Below are 25,819 nucleotides of genomic sequence, written 5' to 3'. Positions count from 1 at the left end.
GAATAAACGATAATTGGCAAAGAACCTAAAAAAATGCCGCTGATTTCTCAGCGGCATTTTTATTTGTAGCGAGCTAAACGAATTACTCGTCAACCGTTTCACTATCGAATGACACAGAACCCTCTACGTCAATTCGAGTGACACGCTGTAAGCCTCTTGGTAACAGTCCACCACGACGGCCACGCTCACCTCTAAAGTTGTCCAAATCTGCAGGTTTTAGACCTAACTTGCGCTTACCAGCATAAAGCGTAACAGAAGCCCCTTGAGGCAACGCCATCAAGTGAGAGACAAACTCTTCTCTCGACTTCGCTTTAGCCGATGGGATGTTAATGATCTTATTGCCCTTACCTTTGCCTAATTGTGGCAAGTCTTTTATTGGGAACAACAACATGCGTCCCTGATTGGTAATTGCCATGATTTCATCAGAATCTAAGTCACCAACCATACTCGGCATCATGACTTCAGCAGCTTGCGGCAAGGTCACCAATGCTTTTCCGCTTCGGTTCTTCGATAGAAGGTCAGAGCCTTTGCAAACAAAACCATAACCCGCATCCGAGCCAATCAACCATAGTTGCGATTCCTCACCCATAATGACTTGGCGAATACTGGTACCAGCATTGACATTGAGACGTCCAGTAATGGGCTCACCTTGGCTTCGCGCAGACGGCAATGAATGCGATTCAAGTGAATAACTGCGTCCATCGTTTCCTAAGAATACCGCTGGTTGGCTACTTTTACCGCGTGCAGCCGCCAGGTAGTTATCACCCGACTTATAGTTCAGCCCCGATGGGTCAACATCATGGCCTTTCGCATGACGAATCCAGCCTTTTTCCGATAGAACCACCGTAATAGGTTCGCTAGGAACAAGATCACGTTCCGTCATCGCTTTCGCTTCTGCTCGCTCAATAAGTGGAGAACGACGATCATCACCATATTTCTCCGCATCGGCTTGAATTTCTTTTTTCAGCAAAGTATTCATGCGACGCTCAGAACCCAATAAGCTTTCTAGCTTTTGACGTTCTTTTTCAAGCTCATCTTGCTCACCGCGGATTTTCATCTCTTCCAGCTTGGCAAGGTGGCGAAGCTTAGTATCTAAGATTGCATCAGCTTGAATGTCGGTGATACCAAAGCGCGCCATTAAGACTGCTTTGGGTTCATCTTCGGTACGAATGATCTCAATCACTTCATCAAGGTTGAGGTATGCGATCAACAAACCTTCCAAAATGTGTAAGCGAGCTAAGATCTTATCAAGACGATACTGCAGGCGTTTACGAACAGTTTCACGACGATAAGCAATCCATTCAGATAGAATAGTGACGAGACCTTTCACCTGTGGACGGTTGTTCAAACCAATCATATTCAGGTTAACGCGGAAGTTTTTCTCAAGATCTGTCGAAGCAAATAAGTGATTCATCAACTGATCGCAATCAATACGATTAGAGCGTGGAACGATCACAATGCGAGTTGGATTCTCATGATCAGATTCATCACGCAGATCATCCACCATAGGCAGCTTTTTCGCACGCATTTGGTTGGCAATCTGCTCTAGTAATTTGGCACCAGAGACCTGATGAGGTAGCGCTGTGATAACAATATCCGCGCCTTCTTTATGCCAAACCGCGCGCATTTTCACACTACCACGGCCAGTACGATAGATTTTTTCTAGGTCCGTTTGCGGGGAAATAATTTCCGCTTCTGTTGGGTAGTCAGGCCCTTTGACATACGCCATGACATCCGACAATTCCGCCTTTGGATTATCAATAAGGTGTACGGTTGCATCTGCCACTTCACGGACGTTATGAGGAGGAATATCCGTCGCCATACCAACCGCAATACCCGTAATACCATTTAGCAAAATATGAGGTAGGCGTGCAGGAAGGATCTTCGGCTCTTTCATCGTGCCGTCAAAGTTTGGTTGCCACTCAACCGTGCCGAGACCCACTTCGCTAAGTAATACTTCAGCAAACTTAGACAGTTTCGCCTCGGTATAACGCATCGCAGCAAACGACTTAGGATCATCGGGCGCACCCCAGTTTCCTTGACCGTCCACTAACGGATAGCGATAAGAAAATGGCTGCGCCATCAATACCATCGCTTCATAACACGCGGAATCGCCGTGCGGGTGGTACTTACCCAGTACATCACCAACGGTACGCGCAGATTTCTTGTATTTGGCTGCAGACGATAAACCTAACTCAGACATAGCGTAAATAATACGGCGCTGAACGGGCTTAAGACCGTCACCAATATAAGGCAATGCACGATCCATGATCACGTACATTGAATAATTCAAATAGGCATCTTCGGTGAACTTGCGCATTGGCAACTGTTCAACGCCATCAAAAGATATTTCAGTCGACATTATCGTTATACCTCGGCCATGTCGCCGTTACTTTGTAGCCAGCTACGACGGTCATCCGCTCGTTTTTTGCCTAGCAACATATCCATCATTTCATCGGTTGCACTGTCATCATCAATAGTCAGTTGCACCAAGCGGCGAGTATTCGGATCCATCGTCGTTTCACGAAGTTGTAGTGGGTTCATTTCACCCAGACCTTTAAATCGCTGTACGTTGATCTTCGCTTTCTTTTTACTCAATCGCTCTAAAATGCCATCTTTTTCGTCATCATCCAGGGCATAAAAGACTTCTTTGCCACAGTCGATTCGATACAGAGGTGGCATGGCAACATAAACGTGCCCCGCAGAAACTAATCCTCTGAAGTGCTTAGTAAATAGCGCACATAGTAGGGTTGCAATGTGCAGCCCATCTGAGTCCGCATCGGCAAGAATACACACCTTACCGTAACGCAAAGCGCTCAAGTCATCATTATCAGGATCAATCCCCAGTGCGACGGAAATATCGTGCACTTCTTGAGAGGCCAACACTTGGTCCGTTGACACTTCCCAAGTGTTCAGAATTTTCCCGCGCAGAGGCATTACCGCTTGGAACTCACGATCTCGCGCTTGTTTAGCCGAACCACCAGCAGAGTCCCCTTCCACGAAGAAAATTTCAGTTCGATTCAGGTCTTGCTGTGAGCAATCGGTCAATTTACCCGGTAGAGCTGGGCCAGACGCGACCTTCTTACGCACCACTTTTTTACTCGCACGCATGCGTCGATGAGCGTTAGCAATACACACTTCAGCCAATTGCTCTGCCAACTGAGGCTTTTCGTTCAGCCATAGGCTAAAGGCATCTTTTACAACGCCAGACACAAAGGCGGCACATTGACGTGACGATAAACGCTCTTTAGTTTGCCCTGCAAACTGAGGATCTTGCATTTTCACGGACAAGACATAAGAGCAGCGATCAAACACATCATCGCCAGTTAATTTAACACCACGCGGCAGTAAGTTTCGGAACTCACAAAACTCACGCATGGCATCAAGAAGCCCCTGACGTAAGCCATTAACATGCGTGCCACCTTGGGCTGTCGGAATCAAGTTAACGTAGCTTTCGGTGATCATTTCACCGCCTTCAGGCTGCCAAATTAGCGCCCAAGTCGCCGCTTCCGTCTCAGCAGAAAATTCACCAGTAAAAGGCACTTCTGGCAACACGGTATAGCCTTTCACCCCTTCAGCTAGGTAATCTTTTAGGCCGTCTTCGTAGTGCCACTTATGATCTTTGCCGTTCACTTTGTCGCTGAACGTAATTTCCAACCCTGGACATAACACCGCTTTGGCGCGCAGGTTATTCACCAGACGAGTAACGGAAAAGTTGGCGGAGTCAAAATAACTCGTATCAGGCCAGAAGTGAACACTGGTCCCTTTATTGCGACGCCCGCAAGTCCCGGTTACCGTGAGTTCTTCAACCTTGTTACCGTTCTCAAAGGCCATTTCATAGACTTGACCATCACGGCGAACCGTGACTTCAACACGTTTCGATAACGCGTTGACCACGGAGATACCTACCCCATGCAAACCACCAGAGAATTGGTAGTTCTTATTAGAAAACTTACCACCGGCATGCAGCTTGCAGAAAATCAGTTCGACACCCGAGACTTTTTCTTCTGGGTGAATATCTACGGGCATACCTCGCCCATCATCAATCACTTCTAAAGATTGATCGGCGTGAAGAATTACTTGCACTTTCGAGGCATGTCCGGCTAGCGCTTCATCGACACTGTTATCGATAACTTCTTGGCCCAAATGGTTTGGACGCGCTGTATCCGTATACATCCCTGGTCGGCGACGTACTGGCTCAAGACCATTGAGAACCTCAATGGCTCCAGCATTATATTGTTCTGTCATAATACGGAAATTTTACTCAAATAAAGATTGATACTTAGCAGCATAAAGATAGTCGATGATGCATTGCATCATCCGCCTTCATTTGATTCATCTGCGACAAATCTTAAGGCACACGCGTAAGTACAGACACATAATAGTCTGGCTCAAAGGAAGTGTTGTCAAGTTTCGCACCAAAGTTGGGGGGAAATTTATGACTCCCTCCTCAGCTACACGCCGATATAGTGAAAAAGCTACAACTCTAAGAAGTGGATAATTTGCTGCGGATAACGCTCAAAATCAACAAAACTATGATCGCCACCTGCTTCCACCGTTTGCTTTGAATTCGAATACTTAGTGACGGCTTGGCGGTAGTCCAGTACCTCGTCGTCTTCTTGTTGCAGCAACCAAAAATCACAAGGTGAATGAATATTTGCCACATCTAACGCTTTCAGTTCATCTATGTGGTGGGATTCTAATGTGTATCGCTCATAAGTATAAGGATTTTCTTGCTCGCCAAGAAAATCCACTAATAACTCATAAGGCTTTACCGCTGGATTTATTAGCACGGCTTTAAATCCATACTGCGCATTTAACCACGTTGACAGATAGCCACCTAAGGAGCTACCAATCAGGCCGATTCGATGCGTCTTTTCATAGCGCTGTATCACATCAACCAAATGCTTGGCCGCTTGCGCGGGGAAGCTCGGCATTTGCGGAGCCACAACCGTAATATCAGGACGATGAGCCAGACAAAACTGCTGCATGACTTGCGCTTTATGTGATTGAGGTGAACTGTTAAAACCATGAATGTAGAGCAATAACGATGGCTTTTTATCCATAAGTAAACCTCCGCATAAAATTAGTAACCTTCCGCATTAAAGTCAGGACGAAACGCACCATGTGGTAAACGTTTAACGACGGTCTCTAACTGGCCATCATTAAAGAGCTCCAGCTCTCGCCATCCGGGCGACAAGATATCTAAAGAGAATTCATTGGAGTTGGGCTTAAACTGAACACACGTCGATGGCGTTGCGAGTACTCTTACGCCATGGTGCATCAAATCCAATTCTTGGTGAATATGCCCACATAGCACCGCACGCACATTGTCATGTTTAGCGGCAATATCCCAAAACTCTTGTGAGTCCTTTAATGAATGCTGATCGAGCCAAGCACTGTTGACGAGTATGGGGTGATGATGGAGCAACACCAACGTATGTCGTTCATGGTGCTCAGTTAGCTTTTTGTCCAAATAATCGAGTTGGCTGTCACTCAATCGGCCATGGGGCACACCCACGACCTGAGAGTCCAATAACACTATTTGCCAATGCTCGCCCAGCAATTTATGGGTCGCGGTTTGTACCAGAGGTGAGTCCAATACACTGTTCATACTTGGCTTAAAATCGTGATTACCCGGTAACCAATAACAAGGGAGGTTAAGGGGGATAATACCGTCAACAAACTTTCGATAAGATGACTCTGTATGATCTTGAGAGATATCGCCCGTTGCCAGTAATGCCTCAAAATGCGTGCCTTGCTGGCACACTTCAGACACAACAGCTTTAAAACTGTCATGGGTGTTCACACTCAGTAAGCAGCCGTCCTGAGGCGCAAATAGATGCGTGTCGGTCAATTGCAGTAACCTGACGGCACTAGACTGAGATTCACCACTGGGTGTTGTTTTCAAAATAATAAGACCTGAATATCTACTATTGTTTAACTTCGATACATGATCGGAGCTCGACTAATTCCATTTTTTAGACAAAACGTCAGCCAATCACTAAGAAACTGATTAAACTGAAACTTTTCATCTTTTTGAAGCATTTTAGTATTAGGGTAATCGTACCGTGCTTTGACTCTAGCGGTTTGCTCACAATGACAAACTTCGGCAACTTTTGCGTCATGGTAGAGTCTCACCACCATTTTAGGCAAAGGGAAAACAGGAAGCTCATCATCTTGGCAAATTTCGACCAATGTTGTGTACTTGGTCACTTCTACAATCTCGATTTGATACGTTAATGAGCCTGCTTGATAGCAACGTACATCTCCAACGTCTGGTGTTGTTGGGATCAATCGATTTAACTTGGCGTAATTAGTCTCATAGACTCGCATGAGTTCTGCAAGATCAACATGATACGCTTTCCCATCGATTTGACGTGTTGTTGCCATTGTTACCACTCTTGCTGTAGCTGACGATAATTCAGTTCAAGCCATTGCAGCGCAATAATAGATGCACCGTTCTCAATTTCACCACTGGCTATCATTCGATACGCCTTTTGTCGTGAAACAACCTTAACGCGAATATCTTCGCCTTCGCTTTTTAATCCATGGATACCACTCGCTGTTGTGGCATCCACTTGGCCCGCAAAGACTTCAATTTTTTCCGAACATCCACCTGATGACGGATAGTAAGCGGTGATGCGCGTGAGCTTATCCACCTCAACACCTGCTTCTTCGACCGCTTCTCGCTGCACAAGTTCTTCTACAGACTCTTGTTTATCAACAATTCCTGCGATAATTTCGGTTTGCCAAGGTGAATCATGCTCAAGAGCACCCACTCGAATCTGTTCGATGAGTACAACTTCATCACGCTTGGCATCATAAGGTAGCAATGCTGCTGCCCCGCCACGAACCAACATTTCACGTTGAATTTCAGAACTCCAACCGCCATCAAAAAGGCGATGCTTAAATCGATACAACACCATTTCAAAAAAACCTTTAAACACCGTTTGTTTAGAGATTATTTCGACATCTGTTGGTGTATATTTCGGCAACGGTTGCTCTGAATGTTCCATGACGAACCCCAATAAAAATGAATCTTACAGTTTACTCAACGAATCGCCCAACTTCCAACGACCAGCTTCAACTTTTTACGTAATAATTCAAAAAACATTGGGTTTTGGTTAATTTATTGTCGCATTTTTGCAGGTTGTAGCGTAAAAAATTGCAAAGTTTCGAGTGAATTACGCCCGTTTTAAGTTAAACTGTGAATCATACCTCTTATTCAGTATTCAGGCAGGATTAGGACAAATGAAAAAACTGCTTCCATTATTCATCGCAGCTGCATTAGGAAGCGCAAGTGCAGCGACATGGGCCGACTCTTTAACCGAAGTCTATGATCAAGCTAAACAGAACGATCCTCAACTACTGCGTTCAGCAGCTGAGCGAGATCGTGCATTTGAAGCCATCAACTCTGCTCGAAGCACCTTACTACCGCAAATTAACCTAACTGCTGGCTATGACTTAACGCGAGCAAATACTATCGGCGGAGATAGTGACAATTTGACTGCTGGTGTTGGCTTCTCTCAAGAGCTTTATAATCGTGCTAGTTGGATCACACTTGATACGGCAGAAAAGAACGCTCGTCAGTCTGATTCACTTTATGCTGCAGCGCAGCAAAACTTGATCCTACGTACAGCGCAAGCCTATTTTGAAGTATTGCGCTCGAAAGACAGCCTAGAGTTTGTTAAAGCGAACAAAGCGGCCGTTGCTCGCCAATTAGAGCAGACCAAGCAACGTTTTGAAGTGGGTCTTTCAGCGATTACCGATGTTCATGATGCGCAAGCGCAATATGACCGAGTATTAGCTGATGAAGTCTTAGCTGAAAACGACTTACTAAATAAGTACGAAGGTCTACGTGAAATCACGGGGCAAGAGCACACGAATATTGACGAGCTAGATACAGAACGTTTCTCGGCTCCGCGCCCAACCAATTCCGTTGAATTCTTTATTGAAGAAGCGCAAAGCAAAAACCTTGATTTGCTGTCTGCTCGTATCGGACAAGATATTGCCAAAGACAACATTACACTTGCAAGTTCTGGTCACCTTCCTAAGCTAACGCTTGATGGTGGCTATGCTTACGATAATGAAAGAAACAATGAAGCAGTAAGATATACTGGTGACTCTACCAATGCATTTAATGCTGGTATCAACTTATCCATTCCACTTTACACTGGTGGTAACATTACGTCGCAAACTAAACAAGCAGAGTACGCTTATGTGGCTGCAAGTGAAGATCTAGAGCAAACTTACCGCTCTGTTGTGAAAAATGTTCGAGCGAACAATAACAACATTAACTCGTCAATTGGTGCTATCCGCGCTTACGAGCAAACGGTTATTTCTGCGCAATCAGCACTTGAAGCAACCAAAGCCGGTTTTGATGTAGGTACACGTACCATCGTCGATGTACTAGAAGCGACGCAACAGGTGTTCGAAGCGGGTCGTAACCTCTCTGATGCTCGTTACGATTACATCGTCAGTATTTTGAACCTGCGCCAATCCGTCGGTACGTTAAGCGAGCAAGATATTATTGATATCAATGCTGGTCTTAAGCGAGCAAAATAAAATATTGAAAACTAATTCGATTTAAAAAACAAAAGGGACGCCATGGCGTCCCTTTTTTAATACCTACGTTTTATTGAAAGCGATTAACCCTGACCACCTTTGATCGCTTCAATAATCTCCGTCGTCGAGCAGCCATCTTCAAAGTTAAGCACTTTAACTTCGCCACCAGCTGCAATCACTTCCGTACCGCCAGCTATCTCTTCAGGCTTATAGTCGCCGCCTTTCACCAATAAACTTGGCAATACTTCTGCAATTAAGCGCTGTGGTGTCTCTTCCGAGAATGGAACTACCCAATCAACCGCACCTAATCCAGCAAGAACAGCCATACGACGATCCGTTGGATTCACAGGGCGACCAGGCCCTTTCAGCGCTCGCACGGATTCGTCGGTGTTCACCGCGACGATCAATCGATCACCGAGCTCAGCTGCATGGTTTAAATAAGACACGTGACCGGCATGAAGAATATCGAAACAGCCATTTGTCATGACGACTTTCTCGCCTTTTGAGCGCGCTTTTTTCACCGCTTCAATCAACGCGGATTCGCTGATCACGCCATAATCGGTATCCTGACTGCCATGTACCGCTTCCGCTAATTCAATAGTAGAAAGTGTTGACGTTCCTAGCTTGCCAACTACGACACCAGCCGCTGCATTCGCCAGCGCACACGCTTCATCGAGCGGTTTACCTGCCGCAACGGAGGCGGCTAATACCGAGATAACCGTATCGCCAGCACCCGTCACGTCAAAGACTTCTTTTGCTTGAGTAGGCAGATGGAATGGAGCTTCACCACGACGAAGTAGCGTCATACCATGCTCACTTCGCGTAACAAGTAGTGCTTCAAAGTCAAATTCTTCGATTAACGCGCAACCTTTTTCTACCAGTTCTTCTTCGTTTTTGATTTTGCCAACAACCGTTTCGAACTCAAGCATATTCGGAGTCAATAAGGTCGCACCACGGTAGCGTTCAAAATCCGCACCTTTCGGGTCGATAAAGACTGGAACACCCGCCGATTTTGCTTGTTGAATATAAGCTTGAACGTGTTCTAACGCCCCTTTTGCATAATCAGACAACACCACCGCTTTTACATTTGGCAACGCATTCTGCATTCTCGTCAGCACTAGCTCAGGATTGGTATTTTCAAATTTGTCTTCAAAATCCAAACGGATTAATTGCTGTCCGCGGCTAAGTACACGTAGCTTGGTAATGGTTGGGTAGTTCTCTAACTCAACAAAATCACACTTTACCTTCAAAGACGTCAGTGTATCGGTGAGTACTTTTGCCGGTTCATCTTGCCCAACTAAACCAATAGTATGGGCATGCCCACCCAAAGACGCGATGTTCATCGCTACGTTTGCAGCGCCACCGGGACGTTCTTCATTATTTTCTACTTTAACAACAGGTACTGGCGCTTCAGGAGATATACGCCCGGTTGGGCCATACCAGTATCTGTCCAGCATAACATCACCAACAATTAGGACGCCTGAATCGCTGTAATCAGGTAGGATGGGTTTCATTTCTTACTCCAAATAACGACCGCGGTGAGCGACCTCACCACGTTAAATTGTTTTGTATGCGTAACCCCTGCCGTCTTAGTCAGGCTCGATTCACAATCGATAGATTGAGTAAACGACAGGTTAAAGCTTTGAAAAGATAGTAGCACAACTCCTACTACCGACACCAAATTCGCTTTACGAGATCATCCACTGCTTCCAAGCGTGAATCACCGCCTCACGCTCAGCAATAAGCTTGTCCTCTGCAACATCCGCATCCAAATTTAGCAGATTACGGTGATGAATTTCATCTCGCAACGTCGTGTAAGCACGGATCAAGCTCGTTACCTGTTCTTCTTCCATTACCCCTTGTTTGAGCATGGTCTCAAAGATACGGACATTATCCGACCAGCGAGTGAGCTTGGGTTTATCATGACTAAAACGTAGCACCAAGTACTGAGCTAAAAATTCGATATCGGTGATCCCGCCGGGGTCTTGCTTAAGCATAAACCGCCCGGCTTTTTTTCCTCCAAGATGCGTTCGCATCTTTTCACGCATCTCCACAACTTTTGGCCTAAGCTCTGCTTCTTCTCGTGCTTTCGTTAATACATCAACTCGAGTGTTATTGAATGCTTGCTGTAAAAAATCATCACCATAAATTAAGCGTGTCCGCACTAAAGCTTGGTGCTCCCATGTCCACGCATCATTGTGTTGATACTCATCAAACGCATCCGTAGGACTGACCAGCAAACCAGACACACCGGAAGGACGCAGTCGCGTATCCACTTCATATAAAATTCCTGACGCGGTACGCGTTGAAAAAATATGAATGATGCGCTGCGCTAAACGTAGGTAAAACTGGCGACCATCCAGCTCTTTTTTTCCATCGGTGTATACATTAACCGGGCAGTCATGCATAAAGACAATATCCAGATCCGAGTTATAGCCTAGCTCCCAGCCGCCCACTTTACCGTAGCCAATCACAGCAAAACCTTTACTGCCACGATCTTTGATGTGCGTCGGTTCACCAAACTTTTCTACCATTTGCTGCCAAGCTTGATTCACACCCGCTTCAACGATCGCTTCCGCTAAATACGTCAAGTGGTCACTCACCTTCATTACAGGTAACACTCCCGCAATGTCTGCCGCCGCAATACGTAAAATACAGGTTTGCTTAAACTGTCGCAGCGCTTCCATTTGCTGCTCCATATCCTCTTCTGGAATACGGGCAAGATAGTCGCGCAATTCTGTTTTATACGATTCTAGTGGCACAGGGTTATAGAGGTGCGAGGGGTCCAACAGCTCGTCGAGCAAGATCGGATAACGACCTAACTGTTCGGAAATCATTGGACTGGCTGTACATAACCGTACCAGTTGAACGAGTGCAGCTGGGTGCTCATCGAGCAATTCTAGGTAAGTCGTTCTGGTTACAATGCGGTGCAATACGTATAACACTCGCGACAAGCCAAATTCTGCGTCCTTATGAGCATAAATGGCATTGAACACTTTTGGCATGAGGCGATTTAGTACCTCTCGACCCCGCGGGCCCAGTGTCTTTTTCGCTAGATCTTTTTTAAACTGGCAGATGGTTGTTCGCTTTTTTTCCGCCTCAACAACGTGTAAATCGTGCTCTAGGATATGCTCAACCACTTCAGGGTCATGAACCATATCCCACAACTCATGGAAGTGTTTTTGTATTGGGTTGGGCTCTTCCTCATCGTCTTCACCAATCAAATCACCAAACACGCAATGCACGTTAAGCATATGCTGCGAGGTTGCCTCGAGCATTAACTCCCACGAATCAAACCCCATGACATAAGCCAGTTTTATCTGATCGTCTTCCTTTTCAGGCAGCGTTTGGGTCTGCTTATCGCCCATGGCTTGCAGCAAGTTTTCTTGGCGACGCAAAAAGCAGTACGCCTCTCGTAGGTGCGTCACTTCTCTTTGTTCTAGTAATTTAAGGGCTTCAATTGCATCAAGCGTTTCAAGTAACCCTCGACCTCTTAAACTCGGTTCACGTCCACCACGAATCAGTTGGAAAACCTGGGCAATAAATTCAACCTCTCGGATGCCACCGGGGCCAAGTTTGATATTATTACCCAAACCACGGCGTCTCACTTCACTGCTGATCATCGATTTCATCCGGCGCAGAGACTGAATAGCACTAAAATCGATATAGCGGCGGAAAACAAACGGCCGTAACATTTGACGCAGCTCTTGGTACTCTGGGTACATCTCCCGTCCCATCACTCGCGCCTTGATCATGGCATAACGTTCCCAATCACGACCTTGTTCTTGATAATAATCCTCAAGTGCCGCGTAGCTCATCACTAATGGTCCACTTTCACCAAATGGTCGAAGTCGCATATCGACACGATAGCAAAAACCATCAAAGGTTGGCTGATCCAGCGCCTTGATAATGCGCTGCCCTAAACGAGTAAAAAACTGCGCATTAGCAATAGAGCGTCTCGCGCCCTGTGTTTCGCCATTTTCTGGATAGGTAAAAATCAGATCGATATCTGAAGAAAAGTTCAGCTCGCCGCCGCCAAGTTTCCCCATGCCGATAATCAGCATAGGTTGAGCTTCACCTTCTGCATTACAAGGTGTGCCCCATTCTTGACAGCAAGCCTGATATTGCCAATTGTAGGTTTCAAAGATCATGGCTTCGGCAAGCATCGACAAATGATTTAGGCTTTCCTCTAGCGACCAATCCCCCACCATGTCACGCCACGCAATATAGACCATTTCACGGTTACGAAACTGTCGCAATGCCCTGTGACCATCGGTTTCTAAGCGGCATTCCGATAGATGAGCATGTAAATGGTCGCGATAAGACTCCGCGCGTTCGGTATGCTCAAGCATCTCCGGAAGCTGCTGAAATAGCGTCTCATCTTTAAGTAACGTCTCTTCAACAAACTCACTAATAGACAAGACCCTTTGCAATTGCTCATAACGAACGGGCGTCCAATGAGAAACGTCGGTATAACGCTCTTGAATTCGCTCAATAGACTGTTGAGCATGGTGTTGTAATGATGCTGGCAGTTGCATTCGTCGTCCTTGTCTCGACTCAAAAACAAAAATGGTGGCTCATCGCCACCATTTTACTTGTCACTTTGACTCCTAGCTTCTCAGACCAATGCCTTTTGTCACTAGGTGGTGTGCTACCCCATAAAGTACCACGATAAACACCAATAGTACGCTAAATGAGGTCACAATCCCGACATCCGAAACACCTAAAAATCCATAGCGGAAGGCGTTAACCATATAAACAATCGGATTTATTTTTGACACGCCCTGCCAAAACTCTGGCAATAGACTGATGGAATAAAATACCCCACCGAGATACGTCAGCGGTGTCAAAATAAACGTGGGGATAATAGAGATATCATCAAACGTTTTTGCGAACACCGCATTAATCAAACCGCCTAAAGCAAACACGACAGAGGTCAAAAATACCGTCGCAATAATAATGCCCCAGTGTTGTATTTGCAGATCAACAAAAAACAGGGAAACAAAGGTTACAATAGTGCCGACCAAAAGACCGCGCACAACACCGCCCATCACAAACCCTGCAATAATCACATAATTAGGGACTGGCGCCACTAACAGCTCTTCAATATTTTTCTGGAACTTAGCACTGAAAAAAGAAGACGCCACATTGGAATAAGAGTTGGTGATCACCGACATCATAATCAAGCCAGGAACAATGTATTCCATATAACTAAACCCGTCCATCTCACCAATTCGAGAGCCAATGAGGCTACCAAAGATAATGAAGTACAAGGTCATAGTGATAGCTGGCGGTACCAATGTTTGTACCCAGATACGTGTGAAACGGTTAATTTCTTTCGTGAGCAAGCTCTTAAATGCGGTCCAATAAATCGAATACATGTTACTGCTCTCCTTGCTTTGGCTGACGAACAATAGACACAAACAATTCTTCCAGTCGGTTGGCTTTGTTTCTCATGGATAGCACTTTGATATCGGCTCGACTTAACTGCTCAAAGACATGATTGAGCCCTTGTGTCTTCTCTAGCTCTATTTCCAAAGAGCCATTAACCACGAGTTGTGAATTCACACCTGATAACTCTGGAATCGTTTGATTCGTTTCAATATCTAGCACAAATGTCTCTACATGAAGCTTATTCAGCAATGACTTCATCGAAGTATTCTCTATTAACTCGCCGCGTTGAATAATCCCGATGTTACGACACAATAACTCCGCTTCTTCTAAGTAGTGAGTGGTTAAGATAATCGTAATGCCTTGCTTGTTGATTTCTTTCAGAAAGTCCCACATAGAACGGCGTAGCTCAATGTCGACACCCGCGGTTGGCTCATCAAGAATAAGTAACTTAGGCTCATGCATTAGCGCACGAGCAATCATCAAGCGTCGTTTCATGCCACCAGATAAGTTTCTAGCTCGCTCTTCACGTTTTTCCCATAAATCTAACTGAGTCAGGTATTTTTCCGCACGTTGCTTTGCCACATCCCGCGGTACTCCGTAGTACCCAGCTTGCTGTAAGACAATTTGTTGCACGGTTTCAAACGGATTAAAGTTGAACTCCTGCGGCACGAGTCCAAGTTGCTGCTTTGCCAGCTCCAATTGGTTATCAATATCGTGACCAAAGACTTTTACTTTGCCCGAGGTTTTATTCACCAAGGAAGTAATGATGCCTATGGTGGTCGACTTCCCCGCTCCGTTTGGGCCAAGCAAAGCGTAAAAATCGCCTTTCTCAACCGTCAGGGTCACCCCTTTCAGCGCTTCAAAGCCGCCAGCATAGGTTTTGCGTAACTGTTCTATCTCTAATGCGTACATGTTGTGCACCAATTGTGGTCAGACGATATAAGTGGAAATACAATAACTATAATTTGATAATTCCAATTATATCGAAAGATAAGTAAAGCCAAGAAACATTATACCACTCAACATGATGCCGCTTTAGGCTATTTTCAATAGCAAATGCGACATCATGAGTAAATTTCTTCGATTTATTCGACTTCTCTATGTCATGCGCTTAGTCACGCAATCATGCTACATTGCGACGCGTGCTGCTTTGTCTAACTGACTAGAAGCGGCGCTTAATGCCAACTCGCGCGACGGGTACCTATTATGGTTTGGCACCAAGTCTAGGATGTGAAACTTCTCTAGCTGCTGTTGTGTCTGCTCATTCGGACATAATAGATACACTTGGCAGTGCGCATCCAGAGCATCTTTAATGGCGTTCTCCAACGCTAAACCAACCGTCACGTCGATCATCGGGACATCACTCAAATCGAGGATCATCGCTTCGTAATCAGCAATACTGGAATGCTGCCTAGATATTGCTTTAGAGACACTAAATATCATCGGGCCGGAAAGATAAAAGAACAAAATCTTGCCATTGGCTTGATCGAGCAGTCGCCGTTCATTTGCCGTTAGAGGGACATCGTCCTCATCGGCATCACTGATCGCCTTAACTTGACGTGCTTGCTCACGACTTAGACGCTCAATAATGATGATATTAGAAATGAATACGCCTAAGCCGACTGCGACAATAAGATCGACAAATACCGTTAATAACATCACCCCATACATGACAGCCATACCTTGAAGGCTGACCTTATGGGCCCGTTGAATAAAACTCCAATCGAGAATATTAAAACCAACGAATACCGCGATACCCGCCAACACGGCCATCGGGATTGGTTCGGTTAGTCCACCCGCAACCAAAACGACCAACGCTAAGACTAATGCACGAACCACCCCAGATAATGGCGAGCGAGCCCCAACTTGAATATTGGTCACAGTCCCCATGGTTGCCCCTGCACCGGGTAACGCCCCAAACAGCCCTGCGACTAGGTTAGCCAGCCCCTGTCCACGTAATTCTTTATCGGAATCGTGTTCTTTCCTGGTCAATGAGTCGCCAATAACGGCGGTTAACAAAGTATCAATACAGCCAAGTGTACCAAGCACTAACGCATCGATAACCATCGTTGTCAGCATATCGGCATTAATATGCGGCAACACGATACTTGGCAGTCCTGCTGGAATTTCACCGATTCGACGAATACTGTCCATATCAAAAAACAGTACCGATAACAGGGTCACAGTCACCAGAGCAACAAGTTGCGGTGGGACGTACTTTTGATATGACTTAGGGAATAAAAACAAAATTGCCAGCGTCAGTAGACCTAAGAAAAGCTCAGCAATATCCATGTTACTGAGAGTATCAGGCACTGCTTGCAGCGTTCCAATGACGCCACCCGCCGGTGCGGCCTGCCCGAGTAGTGGCGCAAACTGAAGAATAATAAGAATGACCCCAATCCCAGACATAAAGCCAGAGACGACACTGTAAGGCATCAGCGTCACATACTTACCCAGTTTAAGCGTACCTAATAGAATCTGAAATGCGCCCGCCATCATCACCACGGTAAAGGTCATGGCGAGTCCTGTTTCAGGGTACTTGGCCATCATGCTGGTAAGAACGGCTGTCATAATGACGGTCATAGGACCAGTGGGCTCAGAAATGAGCGTTGAAGACCCACCAAATAATGAAGCAAATAGCCCCACCATGATTGCGCCCCACAGCCCAGCTTCAGCACCTGCCCCGGATGCAACACCAAATGCTAACGCCAAAGGAAGAGAAATAATCGCGGTAGTGACACCACCAAAAAGGTCACCCTTTAGGCTTATTTCACGAAAACGATGTGTTAACTGCATATCCATCCTTGTTCAATCACTCAAAAACCGCCGTACGATAACAAATGTAATAGTGTATGAAGAAGTGTTAAGGAGTGATTCAATTGTTATATGTCATACGCAAAATGTTATTTTATGTGTAAGTGCTTGATTTTAGCGACATGAAGACGTCAGATGAGTGCCTTTTAACGTAATTTTTACGAGATTCAAATTGTAACATTGTGTATAGTAATTCGAATCAATTAAGGGAATAACCATGCCAGAAATCAAACAACTCTTTGAAAATAACTCAAAGTGGTCAGAGCAAATAAAAGCAGACCGCCCAGCGTATTTTGCCAAACTGGAAGAAGGTCAGAACCCAGGCTTTCTTTGGATCGGTTGTTCAGATAGTCGCGTCCCGGCAGAACGCCTCACAGGCCTTTATTCCGGCGAACTGTTTGTACACCGCAACGTTGCTAACCAAGTCATTCATACTGACCTTAACTGTTTATCTGTGGTGCAATACGCGGTTGATGTATTGAAAGTCAACCATATCATTGTGTGTGGTCACTATGGTTGTGGAGGCGTGAATGCCGCGATTGATAACCCACAGCTTGGCCTTATCAACAACTGGCTACTGCATATTCGAGACTTATACCTTAAACACCGAAATTGGCTAGGTGAAATGCCTCGCGAAATGTGGGGAGACAAACTTTGCGAAATCAATGTAGCGGAACAAGTCTACAATTTGGGTAACTCTACCGTGATGCAAAATGCTTGGGAACGCGGGCAAGAAACCGAAATCCACGGCGTGGTATACGGCATTGGTGATGGCAAGTTACAAGATCTTGGTGTGCGCTGCTCAAGCCGTGAATCTCTCGAAGTTAACTACCAAGCTGCTATGGCTAAAATTCTAAACAGCGGTGTGCAGAAGTAAAACTGACGGCAAGTACTCGTTGGGTTACCGTATCAATATCGCCCACTCTTAATGACAAAAAGTGGGCGTTTTTATTATTCCTGAGGAACAACTTTGCCAATGTAAGGCAAGTGGCGATACTTCTGTGCGTAATCAATACCCACACCAACCACAAACTCATCAGGAATACCAAAGCCAATCCACTTAACGTCAACTGGAACTTCGCGGCGAGACGGCTTATCCAGCAGAGTACAAATCTGGATAGACTTAGGCTCACGCAATGACAAAATCTCTTTCACCTTCGTCAATGTGTTGCCTGTATCGATAATATCTTCAACCAACAGGACATCTTTGCCTTTGATGTCATCATCAAGATCTTTCAAGATACGCACATCACGAGAGCTTTCCATGGTGTTGCCGTAGCTAGATGCCGTCATGAAGTCCACTGAATGTGTAATATCAATCGCACGGGCTAAGTCAGCCATAAATACAAATGAGCCTCTTAACAGGCCTACCATGACCAAGTCTTCGCTGCCTTTATAGTGCTCAGTAATTTCCTTACCTAAGACTTGAACGCGGTCATGCACTTCTTTCTCGGAAATCATTACTTCAATAGTATGTTTCATATCGATCTCGATTATTGTGGTGTACTCAAACGATGTGATTCCAACCGCCGTTAACTCAGCCAAATCAAATCCTAAGAGCAGGATAAAATGAACTCCACTTAGTAGCAGAGGAGCCTCTCTTACAAGTGAGGGTATGGTAACACTTTCTGTGTTTCGAGAAAAATACCGCTCATACCGTCACAACCAATCAAAATTTGGTCTAAACCAATCACCGTCCTTGTTAACGTAAGGTGTTGAAATATTGTTACACTTTCAAGAAAAGTGTGATATGCAGGTAAATACCCACTAATTATCAAAATTATCAGTGTATGGGCATTGACCAAACGATATATGCACCATTACACTTATCACTGAAAAGAAAAAAGCTAAGCAGTATATTTCCAAAATGGAAAAGTGATTAATGAATAAGGCGCAAGCGCCATGTTCATCAACCATCCCAACATAGGGCCACTGACTCAGCACAATAATCTGAGCATTTTTAACGTCATATGCTCAAACAACGTTGGCAAGGAAAATAAAATGGACTCAATAGTTAAACGACCAAGAACTCGTCTATCGCCTCAAAAGCGCAAACTGCAACTAATGGAAATAGCTTTAGAAGTATTCGCAAACCGCGGCATTGGGCGTGGCGGACACGCTGATATCGCAGAGATTGCTCAAGTCTCTGTCGCGACAGTCTTCAATTACTTTCCTACCCGAGAAGATCTTGTCGATGAAGTGCTCAATCACGTCGTCTGCCAATATTCTAATTTCTTATCTAACACCATCGATCTTGATAGTGACATTAAAGACAACCTCACGAACATCCTCGATAAAGTGGTCGATATGGTGATGGAAGATTGCCATTGGAATAAAGTGTGGTTCGAGTGGAGTGCATCTACTCGCGAAGAAGTTTGGCCATTATTCATTTCTTCCAACAAGACCAGCCAAGCACTGGTTGAGAATATGTTTATAAAGGCGGTTGAGCGCGGTGAAGTGTGCCCCCACCATAACCCAAAACATCTGACTAGCTTATTCCACGGCATTTGTTATTCACTGTTCATCGAAGCAAACCGAAATACAGATAGTGACAGTATTAAGTCGTTAACGGATTGCTATATGGACATGGTGTGTATCTATAAAAACGAAGCGAATCACTAATCTCCACTCGGTAGTTTGCTACTTAGATAGCACGCCTTACGATAAACGTCAGGCATAAAAAAACCGCTCATCTGAGCGGTTTTTTAAGATCTCAAGAAATATGAATTATTTCTTTTTCTTCGCTTTTGCATTTGGAAGGTCAGTAATTGTGCCTTCAAATACTTCAGCAGCAAGACCCACAGATTCGTGCAATGTTGGGTGAGCGTGAATCGTCAATGCGATATCTTCCGCATCACAACCCATCTCGATTGCAAGACCGATTTCACCAAGCAATTCACCACCGTTAGTACCAACAATAGCACCACCGATGACACGGTGTGTGTCTTTATCGAAGATAAGCTTAGTCATGCCATCAGCACAATCAGAAGCAATCGCACGACCCGACGCCGCCCATGGGAAACTTGCTGTTTCGTAGTTTAGACCTTCTGCTTTCGCTTCTTTCTCAGTCTTACCTACCCACGCAACTTCTGGCTCAGTGTAGGCAATCGATGGAATCACTTTCGGGTCAAAGTAGTGCTTCTTACCAGAGATAACTTCAGCCGCTACGTGACCTTCATGCACACCTTTGTGCGCAAGCATTGGTTGACCAACGATGTCACCGATCGCATGGATATGAGGCACATTAGTACGCATTTGCTTATCAACATTGATAAAGCCGCGCTCGTCAACTTCAATACCCGCTTTTTCAGCATCCAGCAATTTACCATTAGGAACACGACCAATCGCGACAAGAACTGCATCATAACGCTCAGCTTCTGCTGGTGCTTTTTTGCCTTCCATTGAAACGTAGATACCGTCTTCTTTTGCTTCAACTGCGGTTACTTTGGTTTCAAGCATCAAGTTAAACTTGTTTTTGATACGCTTAGTGTAAACCTTAACCATGTCTTTATCAGCGGCTGGAATCAGTTGATCGAACATCTCAACAACGTCAATCTTAGAACCCAGAGAGTGATATACCGTCGCCATTTCCAGACCAATGATACCACCGCCCATAATAAGCAGTTTGCCCGGAACTTCTTTAAGCTCTAGTGCATCCGTAGAGTCCCAAATACGTGGGTCTTCATGCGGGATAAATGGCAATTTAATAGGACGAGAGCCCGCCGCTACAATCGCGTTATCAAAGTTGATCGTTGTTTTACCATCTTCTCCATCAACATCGATAGAGTTAGGGCCGGTAAATTGACCTAAACCGTTAACCACTGTCACTTTACGCATCTTAGCCATACCACCAAGACCGCCAGTAAGCTGACCGATTACTTTTTCCTTCCAAAGACGAATTTTGTCGATGTCAGTTTGTGGCTCACCAAATACGATACCGTGTTCAGCAAGTGCTTTTGCTTCTTCGATAACTTTAGATACGTGAAGTAGTGCTTTAGATGGGATACAACCCACATTCAAACATACACCACCAAGCGTGCTATAACGCTCGATTAGAACCGTTTCTAGACCTAAATCGGCGCAACGGAATGCAGCGGAGTAACCAGCAGGACCGGCACCAAGTACTACCACTTGGGCTTTAATTTCTTTGCTCATTTTGACCTCTTGTAGTCATTATCCCTAACAGGCTGAGTGGGTATTGATTTCTTATATTGAGACGTTGTTTTAAACAACATGATTAAAGTATGTTGCTCAAACAATGTAATTCAGACCGCCAACAGTTTACAGAGATGTTAATGGTGTGAAAAGTAAATCAATTTAGCCTGTGAGCTAGACAGCAATTCGATTTGTAAAAATTACAGTATCATCAAATTGTCATTGAATTTTGTCAATAAGGGCGGCTGTTTAGGCCGCCCTACTTTCTAACTATTACTTACAGTACCAAACGACGAATATCGCTCAAACAGCTGTTTAAGTAAGTAATGAAACGCGCACCTTCCGCGCCGTCAATCACACGGTGATCGTATGATAGAGAAAGCGGTAGCTGTAGACGCGGTTCAAACTCTTTACCGTTCCATACAGGTTTCATTTCAGACTTAGATACCCCTAAGATACCAACTTCTGGTGCATTTACGATTGGCGTAAATGCAGTACCACCAATGCCACCTAGGCTAGAGATAGTGAAACAACCACCTTGCATATCGGCTGCTGTCAATTTACCAGAACGTGCTTTCTTAGAAACTACCGCAAGTTCTTCCGATAGCTCGTAGATGCCTTTTTTGTTCACATCTTTAAAGACTGGAACAACTAAACCATTTGGTGTATCCACCGCAATACCAACATTCACGTATTTCTTCAGAATGATGCTTTCACCATCTTCAGACAGTGAAGAGTTAAATGCAGGGAATGCCTCTAATGCTTTCGCGACCGCTTTCATGATGAACACAAGTGGTGTGATCTTCATGCCGGTATCTTTCTTCGCTTCAATCGCGTTTTGTTCTTTACGGAATGCTTCAAGTGCTGTGATATCAGCATTATCCCACTGTGTAACATGTGGAATCATTACCCAGTTACGGTGCAGGTTAGCACCTGAGATTTTTTTGATTTTAGACAGTTTTTGAACTTCTGTCTCACCAAACTTGCTGAAGTCCACTTTTGGCCAAGGTAGTAGGCCAAGCGCTGAACCATCACCGCCTTTACCAGATGCAGCAGCACCAGACTCAAGACGTTTAAGCGCTTCTTTCACGTAAGACTGAACGTCTTCTTTCAAGATACGGCTCTTACGACCTGAACCTTTAACTTTAGAAAGGTTTACACCGAATTCACGAGCAAGACGACGCACAACTGGAGAAGCGTGAGCGTAATCGTTGTTTTCTTGGAAGTCGTTTGCTACTGGTGCTTCAGCTTTAGCTGCTGCAGGAGCCGCTGCTGGTGCAGGCGCTGCTTGAGCAACAGGCGCTGCAACTTCAACCGGAGCGCCGGCCACAACAAATGTCATGATAAGAGAGCCAGTTGACACGGTATCGCCCGCTGCAATCTTAATTTCTTTTACCGTACCAGCGAATGGTGCAGGTACTTCCATTGACGCTTTGTCACCTTCAACAGTAATTAGAGATTGCTCTTCTTCTACTGTATCGCCAACCGCTACCATGATTTCAGTAACTTCTACTTCGTCACCACCGATATCAGGAACGTTGACTTCTTTTTCAGCTGATGCTGCTGGAGCCGCTGCAACTGGTGCTGCCGCTGGAACAGGAGCTGCTGCAACTGGAGCGCCAGAACCTGCCACTTCAAATACCATGACTAGAGAACCAGTAGATACTGAATCACCAGAAGCGATCTTGATTTCTTTAACGATACCAGCGAATGGTGCAGGCACTTCCATTGAAGCCTTGTCACCTTCAACAGTAAGAAGAGATTGCTCTTCTTCTACAGCGTCACCGATAGCAACCATGATTTCAGTGACTTCAACTTCATCACCGCCGATGTCAGGAACGTGAACTTCTTTAAGCTCAGCCGCCGCTGCAGGAGCAGCTGCAACGGGTGCCGCTGCTTCAACTGCTGGCGCAGCCGGTGCTGCTGCAGCACCTTCTGCTTCGAAGATCATGATAAGAGAACCAGTAGAAACAGAATCGCCTTCCGCTACTTTGATTTCTTTAACGATACCCGCTTGAGACGCAGGAACTTCCATTGAAGCTTTATCACCTTCAACAGTGATCAGTGACTGTTCTTCTTCAACCTTGTCGCCAACGTTTACAAGAATCTCAGTTACTTCAACCTCGTCAGCACCGATGTCTGGTACATTAATTTCGATTGTCATTGTATTTACCTACCTTAATGCCAGTCTTATGCGTATTGCGGGTTAGTTTTTTCAGTGTCGATATCGAATTTAGCAATTGCTTCAACAACTACAGATTTCTCGATATCACCGCGTTTAGCCAGTTCAGTTAGAGCTGCAACTACGATGTAGCCAGCATTAACTTCGAAGTGGCGACGTAGGTTTGCACGGCTGTCAGAACGGCCGAAACCATCTGTACCAAGTACTTTGTAAGACTCAGTTGGCATGTACGCACGTACTTGCTCAGCGTAGTTCTTCATGTAATCCGTCACTGCGATTGCAGGTTCTTTACCAAGAACAGTCGTGATGTACGGTACTTTCTCTTCAGCTTCTGGGTGAAGCATGTTGTCACGCTCTACCGCTTGGCCGTCACGAGTTAGTTCGTTGAACGACGTTACAGAGAATACGTCAGATGCTACGCCGTACTCTTCGCTTAGAATTTCAGCCGCTTTACGCGCTTCGTTCATGATAGTACCAGAGCTCATTAGTTGAACTTTGCCCTTAGCACCAGCGTGAGATTCAAGCTTGTAGATACCTTTACGGATGCCTTCTTCAGCGCCTTCTGGCATTGCTGGCATTGTGTAGTTCTCGTTCATTACTGTTAGGTAGTAGTAAACGTTCTCTTGGTTCTCACCGTACATGCGACGGATACCGTCTTGCATGATAACCGCTAGCTCGTAAGCGAACGTTGGGTCATAAGAGATACAGTTAGGGATAGTGTTCGCTTGGATGTGCGAGTGACCATCTTCGTGCTGTAGACCTTCACCGTTCAGTGTTGTACGACCAGCTGTCGCACCCAATAGGAAACCACGAGCTTGTTGGTCACCTGCTAGCCATGCCATGTCACCGATACGTTGGAAACCGAACATTGAGTAGTAGATATAGAACGGGATCATTGGTAGGTCGTTGGTGCTGTATGATGTTGCTGCTGCAACCCATGAAGCCATAGAACCTAGTTCGTTGATACCTTCTTGAAGAACTTGACCAGACGTTGCTTCTTTGTAGTAAGAAACTATGCCTTTATCTTCAGGTGTGTATTCTTGACCGTGTGGGTTGTAGATACCAACCTGACGGAATAGACCTTCCATACCGAATGTACGAGCTTCATCACAGATGATAGGAACGATGTTCTTACCGATGTTCTTGTCTTTCAGTAGGATGTTTAGAGTACGTACGTATGCCATCGTTGTAGAGATGTCACGCTTCTGCTCACCAAGTAGTGGAGCAAATGCATCTAGCTCAGGCACTTTAAATTCTTGAGAGAACTTAGGCAGACGTGCTGGTGTGTAACCTTTTAGTTCTTTACGACGAGCGTGCAGGTATTCGTATTCAGCTGAACCTTCTTCAAGCTTCAGGTACGGAAGTTCTGCTACTTTCTCATCAGAAAGGATATCTTGTAGGCCTAGACGATCACGCAGGTACTGTACGTGAGTCATGTCCATTTTCTTAACACCGTGAGCGATGTTTTTACCTTCAGCAGCTTCACCCATACCGTAACCTTTAACCGTCTTAGCTAGGATTACAGTTGGCTTTCCGTTCGTTTCTTTCGCATTGTTGAACGCGGCGAATAGCTTCGAAGAATCGTGACCACCACGCTTCAATTCAAAGATCTGCTCATCAGTCATGTCAGAAACAAGTGCTGCGGTTTCAGGGTACTTACCAAAGAAGTGCTCACGTACGTAGGCGCCATCTTTAGATTTGAATGTTTGGTAATCACCATCGATAGTTTCGTTCATCAACTGAAGAAGTTTACCAGTGGTGTCTTTAGCTAGTAGAGCATCCCAATTGTTACCCCAGATAACTTTAACAACGTTCCAACCTGCACCTTTGAATAGGCCTTCAAGTTCTTGAATGATGCTACCGTTACCCATTACAGGGCCATCTAGACGCTGAAGGTTACAGTTTACTAGGAAACATAAGTTATCTAACTTCTCACGCGCAGCGAAAGATAGAGAACCACGTGATTCTGGCTCATCCATCTCACCGTCACCTAAGAAAGCGTAGACACGCTGTGCAGACGTGTCTTTTAGACCACGACCGTTTAGGTACTTAAGGAAGCGTGCTTGGTAAATAGCTGAAATTGGACCAAGACCCATAGATACCGTTGGGAACTGCCAGAACTCAGGCATCAGTTTCGGGTGCGGGTAAGAAGGGATACCTTTACCATCCACTTCTTGACGGAAGTTATCTAGCTGCTCTTCAGTTAGACGACCTTCAACGAACGCACGAGAGTAGATACCTGGAGAGATGTGACCTTGGTAGTAAACTAGATCGCCACCGTCTGTCTCGTTTGCTGCACGGAAGAAGTGGTTGAAACAGACTTCGTAGAACGCTGCTGCTGACTGGTAAGAAGCCATGTGACCACCAAGGTCTAGGTCTTTCTTAGAAGCACGCAATACGATCATGATTGCGTTCCAGCGAATAATCGAACGAATACGGCGCTCAAGAGTCACGTCACCTGGGTAAGCTGGCTCTTGTGCTGCTGGAATGGTGTTGATGTAGTTAGTGTTAATACCGGTTGGCATATCAACACCGTCTAAACGTGCTTTATCTAGAACTTGTTCTAGTAAATATTGTGCGCGTTCTACGCCTTCTTCGCGTACTACTGACTCTAGTGCTTGTAACCAATCTTGGGTTTCTAGAGCATCAACGTCATGCTTCATGTCAGACATGGCGATCTATCCTTTTGTTAGTTAGATTCTACTA

At 45.3% G+C, this 25,819-nt stretch carries 18 protein-coding genes; 3 read left to right on the top strand and 15 right to left on the bottom strand.

Going from position 1 to position 25,819, the window contains the following annotated elements; all coding sequences use genetic code 11:
* Window positions 1-82: 82 nt before the first annotated feature.
* The 6 genes from parC to nudF all read right to left on the bottom strand — a co-directional run bounded on the left by parC (window position 83) and on the right by nudF (window position 7,019).
* On the bottom strand, window positions 83-2,362 hold the full coding sequence (gene parC / locus M9196_RS09950) for a DNA topoisomerase IV subunit A (protein ID WP_250617394.1): 2,280 nt from the start codon (window positions 2,360-2,362) through the stop codon (window positions 83-85).
* A 5-nt stretch (window positions 2,363-2,367) separates the two neighbouring features.
* Window positions 2,368-4,248, bottom strand: a complete 1,881-nt coding sequence (gene parE / locus M9196_RS09945; protein WP_250617393.1) for a DNA topoisomerase IV subunit B — start codon at window positions 4,246-4,248, stop codon at window positions 2,368-2,370.
* A 230-nt stretch (window positions 4,249-4,478) separates the two neighbouring features.
* Window positions 4,479-5,066: an esterase YqiA gene (yqiA, locus tag M9196_RS09940; protein ID WP_250617392.1), complete on the bottom strand. Its 588-nt coding sequence runs from the start codon at window positions 5,064-5,066 to the stop codon at window positions 4,479-4,481.
* Between the two features lie 20 nt (window positions 5,067-5,086).
* Window positions 5,087-5,911, bottom strand: coding sequence for a 3',5'-cyclic-AMP phosphodiesterase (gene cpdA, locus M9196_RS09935; RefSeq protein WP_250617391.1), 825 nt, complete (start codon window positions 5,909-5,911; stop codon window positions 5,087-5,089).
* 29 nt (window positions 5,912-5,940) lie between these two features.
* Entirely contained in the window at window positions 5,941-6,393 is a 453-nt protein-coding gene (locus M9196_RS09930) for a DUF1249 family protein (RefSeq protein WP_250617390.1), read from the bottom strand.
* A 2-nt stretch (window positions 6,394-6,395) separates the two neighbouring features.
* Entirely contained in the window at window positions 6,396-7,019 is a 624-nt protein-coding gene (nudF, locus tag M9196_RS09925) for an ADP-ribose diphosphatase (RefSeq protein WP_250617389.1), read from the bottom strand.
* A 235-nt stretch (window positions 7,020-7,254) separates the two neighbouring features.
* Between nudF and tolC the strand changes: the two genes are divergently transcribed.
* Window positions 7,255-8,568, top strand: a complete 1,314-nt coding sequence (gene tolC / locus M9196_RS09920; protein WP_250617388.1) for an outer membrane channel protein TolC — start codon at window positions 7,255-7,257, stop codon at window positions 8,566-8,568.
* Window positions 8,569-8,651: 83 nt separating this feature from the next.
* Here the strand turns inward: tolC and hldE are convergent, their stop codons facing one another.
* The 5 genes from hldE to M9196_RS09895 all read right to left on the bottom strand — a co-directional run bounded on the left by hldE (window position 8,652) and on the right by M9196_RS09895 (window position 16,758).
* On the bottom strand, window positions 8,652-10,082 hold the full coding sequence (hldE, locus tag M9196_RS09915; RefSeq protein ID WP_250617387.1) for a bifunctional D-glycero-beta-D-manno-heptose-7-phosphate kinase/D-glycero-beta-D-manno-heptose 1-phosphate adenylyltransferase HldE: 1,431 nt from the start codon (window positions 10,080-10,082) through the stop codon (window positions 8,652-8,654).
* Window positions 10,083-10,256: 174 nt separating this feature from the next.
* Window positions 10,257-13,106 (bottom strand): bifunctional [glutamate--ammonia ligase]-adenylyl-L-tyrosine phosphorylase/[glutamate--ammonia-ligase] adenylyltransferase, encoded by a 2,850-nt coding sequence (glnE, locus tag M9196_RS09910; protein WP_250617386.1) that lies wholly within the window; start codon window positions 13,104-13,106, stop codon window positions 10,257-10,259.
* Window positions 13,107-13,178: 72 nt separating this feature from the next.
* Window positions 13,179-13,949: an ABC transporter permease gene (locus tag M9196_RS09905; protein ID WP_250617385.1), complete on the bottom strand. Its 771-nt coding sequence runs from the start codon at window positions 13,947-13,949 to the stop codon at window positions 13,179-13,181.
* Window position 13,950: 1 nt separating this feature from the next.
* Window positions 13,951-14,874, bottom strand: a complete 924-nt coding sequence (locus M9196_RS09900; protein ID WP_250617384.1) for an ABC transporter ATP-binding protein — start codon at window positions 14,872-14,874, stop codon at window positions 13,951-13,953.
* A 216-nt stretch (window positions 14,875-15,090) separates the two neighbouring features.
* Window positions 15,091-16,758, bottom strand: coding sequence for a SulP family inorganic anion transporter (locus tag M9196_RS09895; RefSeq protein ID WP_250617383.1), 1,668 nt, complete (start codon window positions 16,756-16,758; stop codon window positions 15,091-15,093).
* A 235-nt stretch (window positions 16,759-16,993) separates the two neighbouring features.
* Here M9196_RS09895 and can point away from each other — a divergent pair, with 235 nt between their 5' ends.
* Window positions 16,994-17,653 carry a carbonate dehydratase gene (can, locus tag M9196_RS09890; protein ID WP_250617382.1) on the top strand — a complete coding sequence of 220 codons (660 nt, stop codon included), beginning with the start codon at window positions 16,994-16,996 and terminating at the stop codon, window positions 17,651-17,653.
* Window positions 17,654-17,727: 74 nt separating this feature from the next.
* On the opposite strand, the gene hpt is transcribed toward can, so the two are convergent.
* Window positions 17,728-18,258, bottom strand: a complete 531-nt coding sequence (gene hpt / locus M9196_RS09885) for a hypoxanthine phosphoribosyltransferase (protein ID WP_250617381.1) — start codon at window positions 18,256-18,258, stop codon at window positions 17,728-17,730.
* 519 nt (window positions 18,259-18,777) lie between these two features.
* Between hpt and M9196_RS09880 the strand changes: the two genes are divergently transcribed.
* A complete protein-coding gene (locus tag M9196_RS09880; RefSeq protein ID WP_250617380.1) occupies window positions 18,778-19,398 on the top strand; it encodes a LuxR/HapR/OpaR family quorum-sensing transcriptional regulator in 621 nt (206 codons plus the stop codon).
* 105 nt (window positions 19,399-19,503) lie between these two features.
* Here the strand turns inward: M9196_RS09880 and lpdA are convergent, their stop codons facing one another.
* From lpdA to aceE, 3 genes are all read right to left on the bottom strand, one after another.
* Window positions 19,504-20,931 (bottom strand): dihydrolipoyl dehydrogenase, encoded by a 1,428-nt coding sequence (lpdA, locus tag M9196_RS09875; protein ID WP_250617379.1) that lies wholly within the window; start codon window positions 20,929-20,931, stop codon window positions 19,504-19,506.
* A 277-nt stretch (window positions 20,932-21,208) separates the two neighbouring features.
* Window positions 21,209-23,095: a pyruvate dehydrogenase complex dihydrolipoyllysine-residue acetyltransferase gene (aceF, locus tag M9196_RS09870; protein ID WP_250617378.1), complete on the bottom strand. Its 1,887-nt coding sequence runs from the start codon at window positions 23,093-23,095 to the stop codon at window positions 21,209-21,211.
* Window positions 23,096-23,121: 26 nt separating this feature from the next.
* A complete protein-coding gene (gene aceE / locus M9196_RS09865; protein WP_250617377.1) occupies window positions 23,122-25,785 on the bottom strand; it encodes a pyruvate dehydrogenase (acetyl-transferring), homodimeric type in 2,664 nt (887 codons plus the stop codon).
* Window positions 25,786-25,819: the final 34 nt, after the last annotated feature.

It is taken from the genome of Vibrio methylphosphonaticus (genome assembly GCF_023634655.1).
In the GTDB taxonomy this organism is placed as follows: domain Bacteria; phylum Pseudomonadota; class Gammaproteobacteria; order Enterobacterales; family Vibrionaceae; genus Vibrio; species Vibrio methylphosphonaticus.
The sequence above is the reverse complement of the archived record's forward strand: the minus strand, read 5'-3'. Positions and strand labels throughout refer to the sequence as shown.

Bases quoted from the DNA above. Each gene is read 5' to 3' on its own strand.
- can (WP_250617382.1), top strand. From the start codon at position 16,994: ATGCCAGAAATCAAACAACTCTTTGAAAATAACTCAAAGTGGTCAGAG.
- M9196_RS09880 (WP_250617380.1), top strand. From the start codon at position 18,778: ATGGACTCAATAGTTAAACGACCAAGAACTCGTCTATCGCCTCAAAAG.
- M9196_RS09930 (WP_250617390.1), bottom strand. From the start codon at position 6,393: ATGGCAACAACACGTCAAATCGATGGGAAAGCGTATCATGTTGATCTT.
- hldE (WP_250617387.1), bottom strand. From the start codon at position 10,082: ATGAAACCCATCCTACCTGATTACAGCGATTCAGGCGTCCTAATTGTT.
- M9196_RS09905 (WP_250617385.1), bottom strand. From the start codon at position 13,949: ATGTATTCGATTTATTGGACCGCATTTAAGAGCTTGCTCACGAAAGAA.
- hpt (WP_250617381.1), bottom strand. From the start codon at position 18,258: ATGAAACATACTATTGAAGTAATGATTTCCGAGAAAGAAGTGCATGAC.
- yqiA (WP_250617392.1), bottom strand. From the start codon at position 5,066: ATGGATAAAAAGCCATCGTTATTGCTCTACATTCATGGTTTTAACAGT.
- aceE (WP_250617377.1), bottom strand. From the start codon at position 25,785: ATGTCTGACATGAAGCATGACGTTGATGCTCTAGAAACCCAAGATTGG.
- parC (WP_250617394.1), bottom strand. From the start codon at position 2,362: ATGTCGACTGAAATATCTTTTGATGGCGTTGAACAGTTGCCAATGCGC.
- aceF (WP_250617378.1), bottom strand. From the start codon at position 23,095: ATGACAATCGAAATTAATGTACCAGACATCGGTGCTGACGAGGTTGAA.
- M9196_RS09900 (WP_250617384.1), bottom strand. From the start codon at position 14,874: ATGTACGCATTAGAGATAGAACAGTTACGCAAAACCTATGCTGGCGGC.
- tolC (WP_250617388.1), top strand. From the start codon at position 7,255: ATGAAAAAACTGCTTCCATTATTCATCGCAGCTGCATTAGGAAGCGCA.
- lpdA (WP_250617379.1), bottom strand. From the start codon at position 20,931: ATGAGCAAAGAAATTAAAGCCCAAGTGGTAGTACTTGGTGCCGGTCCT.
- parE (WP_250617393.1), bottom strand. From the start codon at position 4,248: ATGACAGAACAATATAATGCTGGAGCCATTGAGGTTCTCAATGGTCTT.
- glnE (WP_250617386.1), bottom strand. From the start codon at position 13,106: ATGCAACTGCCAGCATCATTACAACACCATGCTCAACAGTCTATTGAG.
- nudF (WP_250617389.1), bottom strand. From the start codon at position 7,019: ATGGAACATTCAGAGCAACCGTTGCCGAAATATACACCAACAGATGTC.
- M9196_RS09895 (WP_250617383.1), bottom strand. From the start codon at position 16,758: ATGCAGTTAACACATCGTTTTCGTGAAATAAGCCTAAAGGGTGACCTT.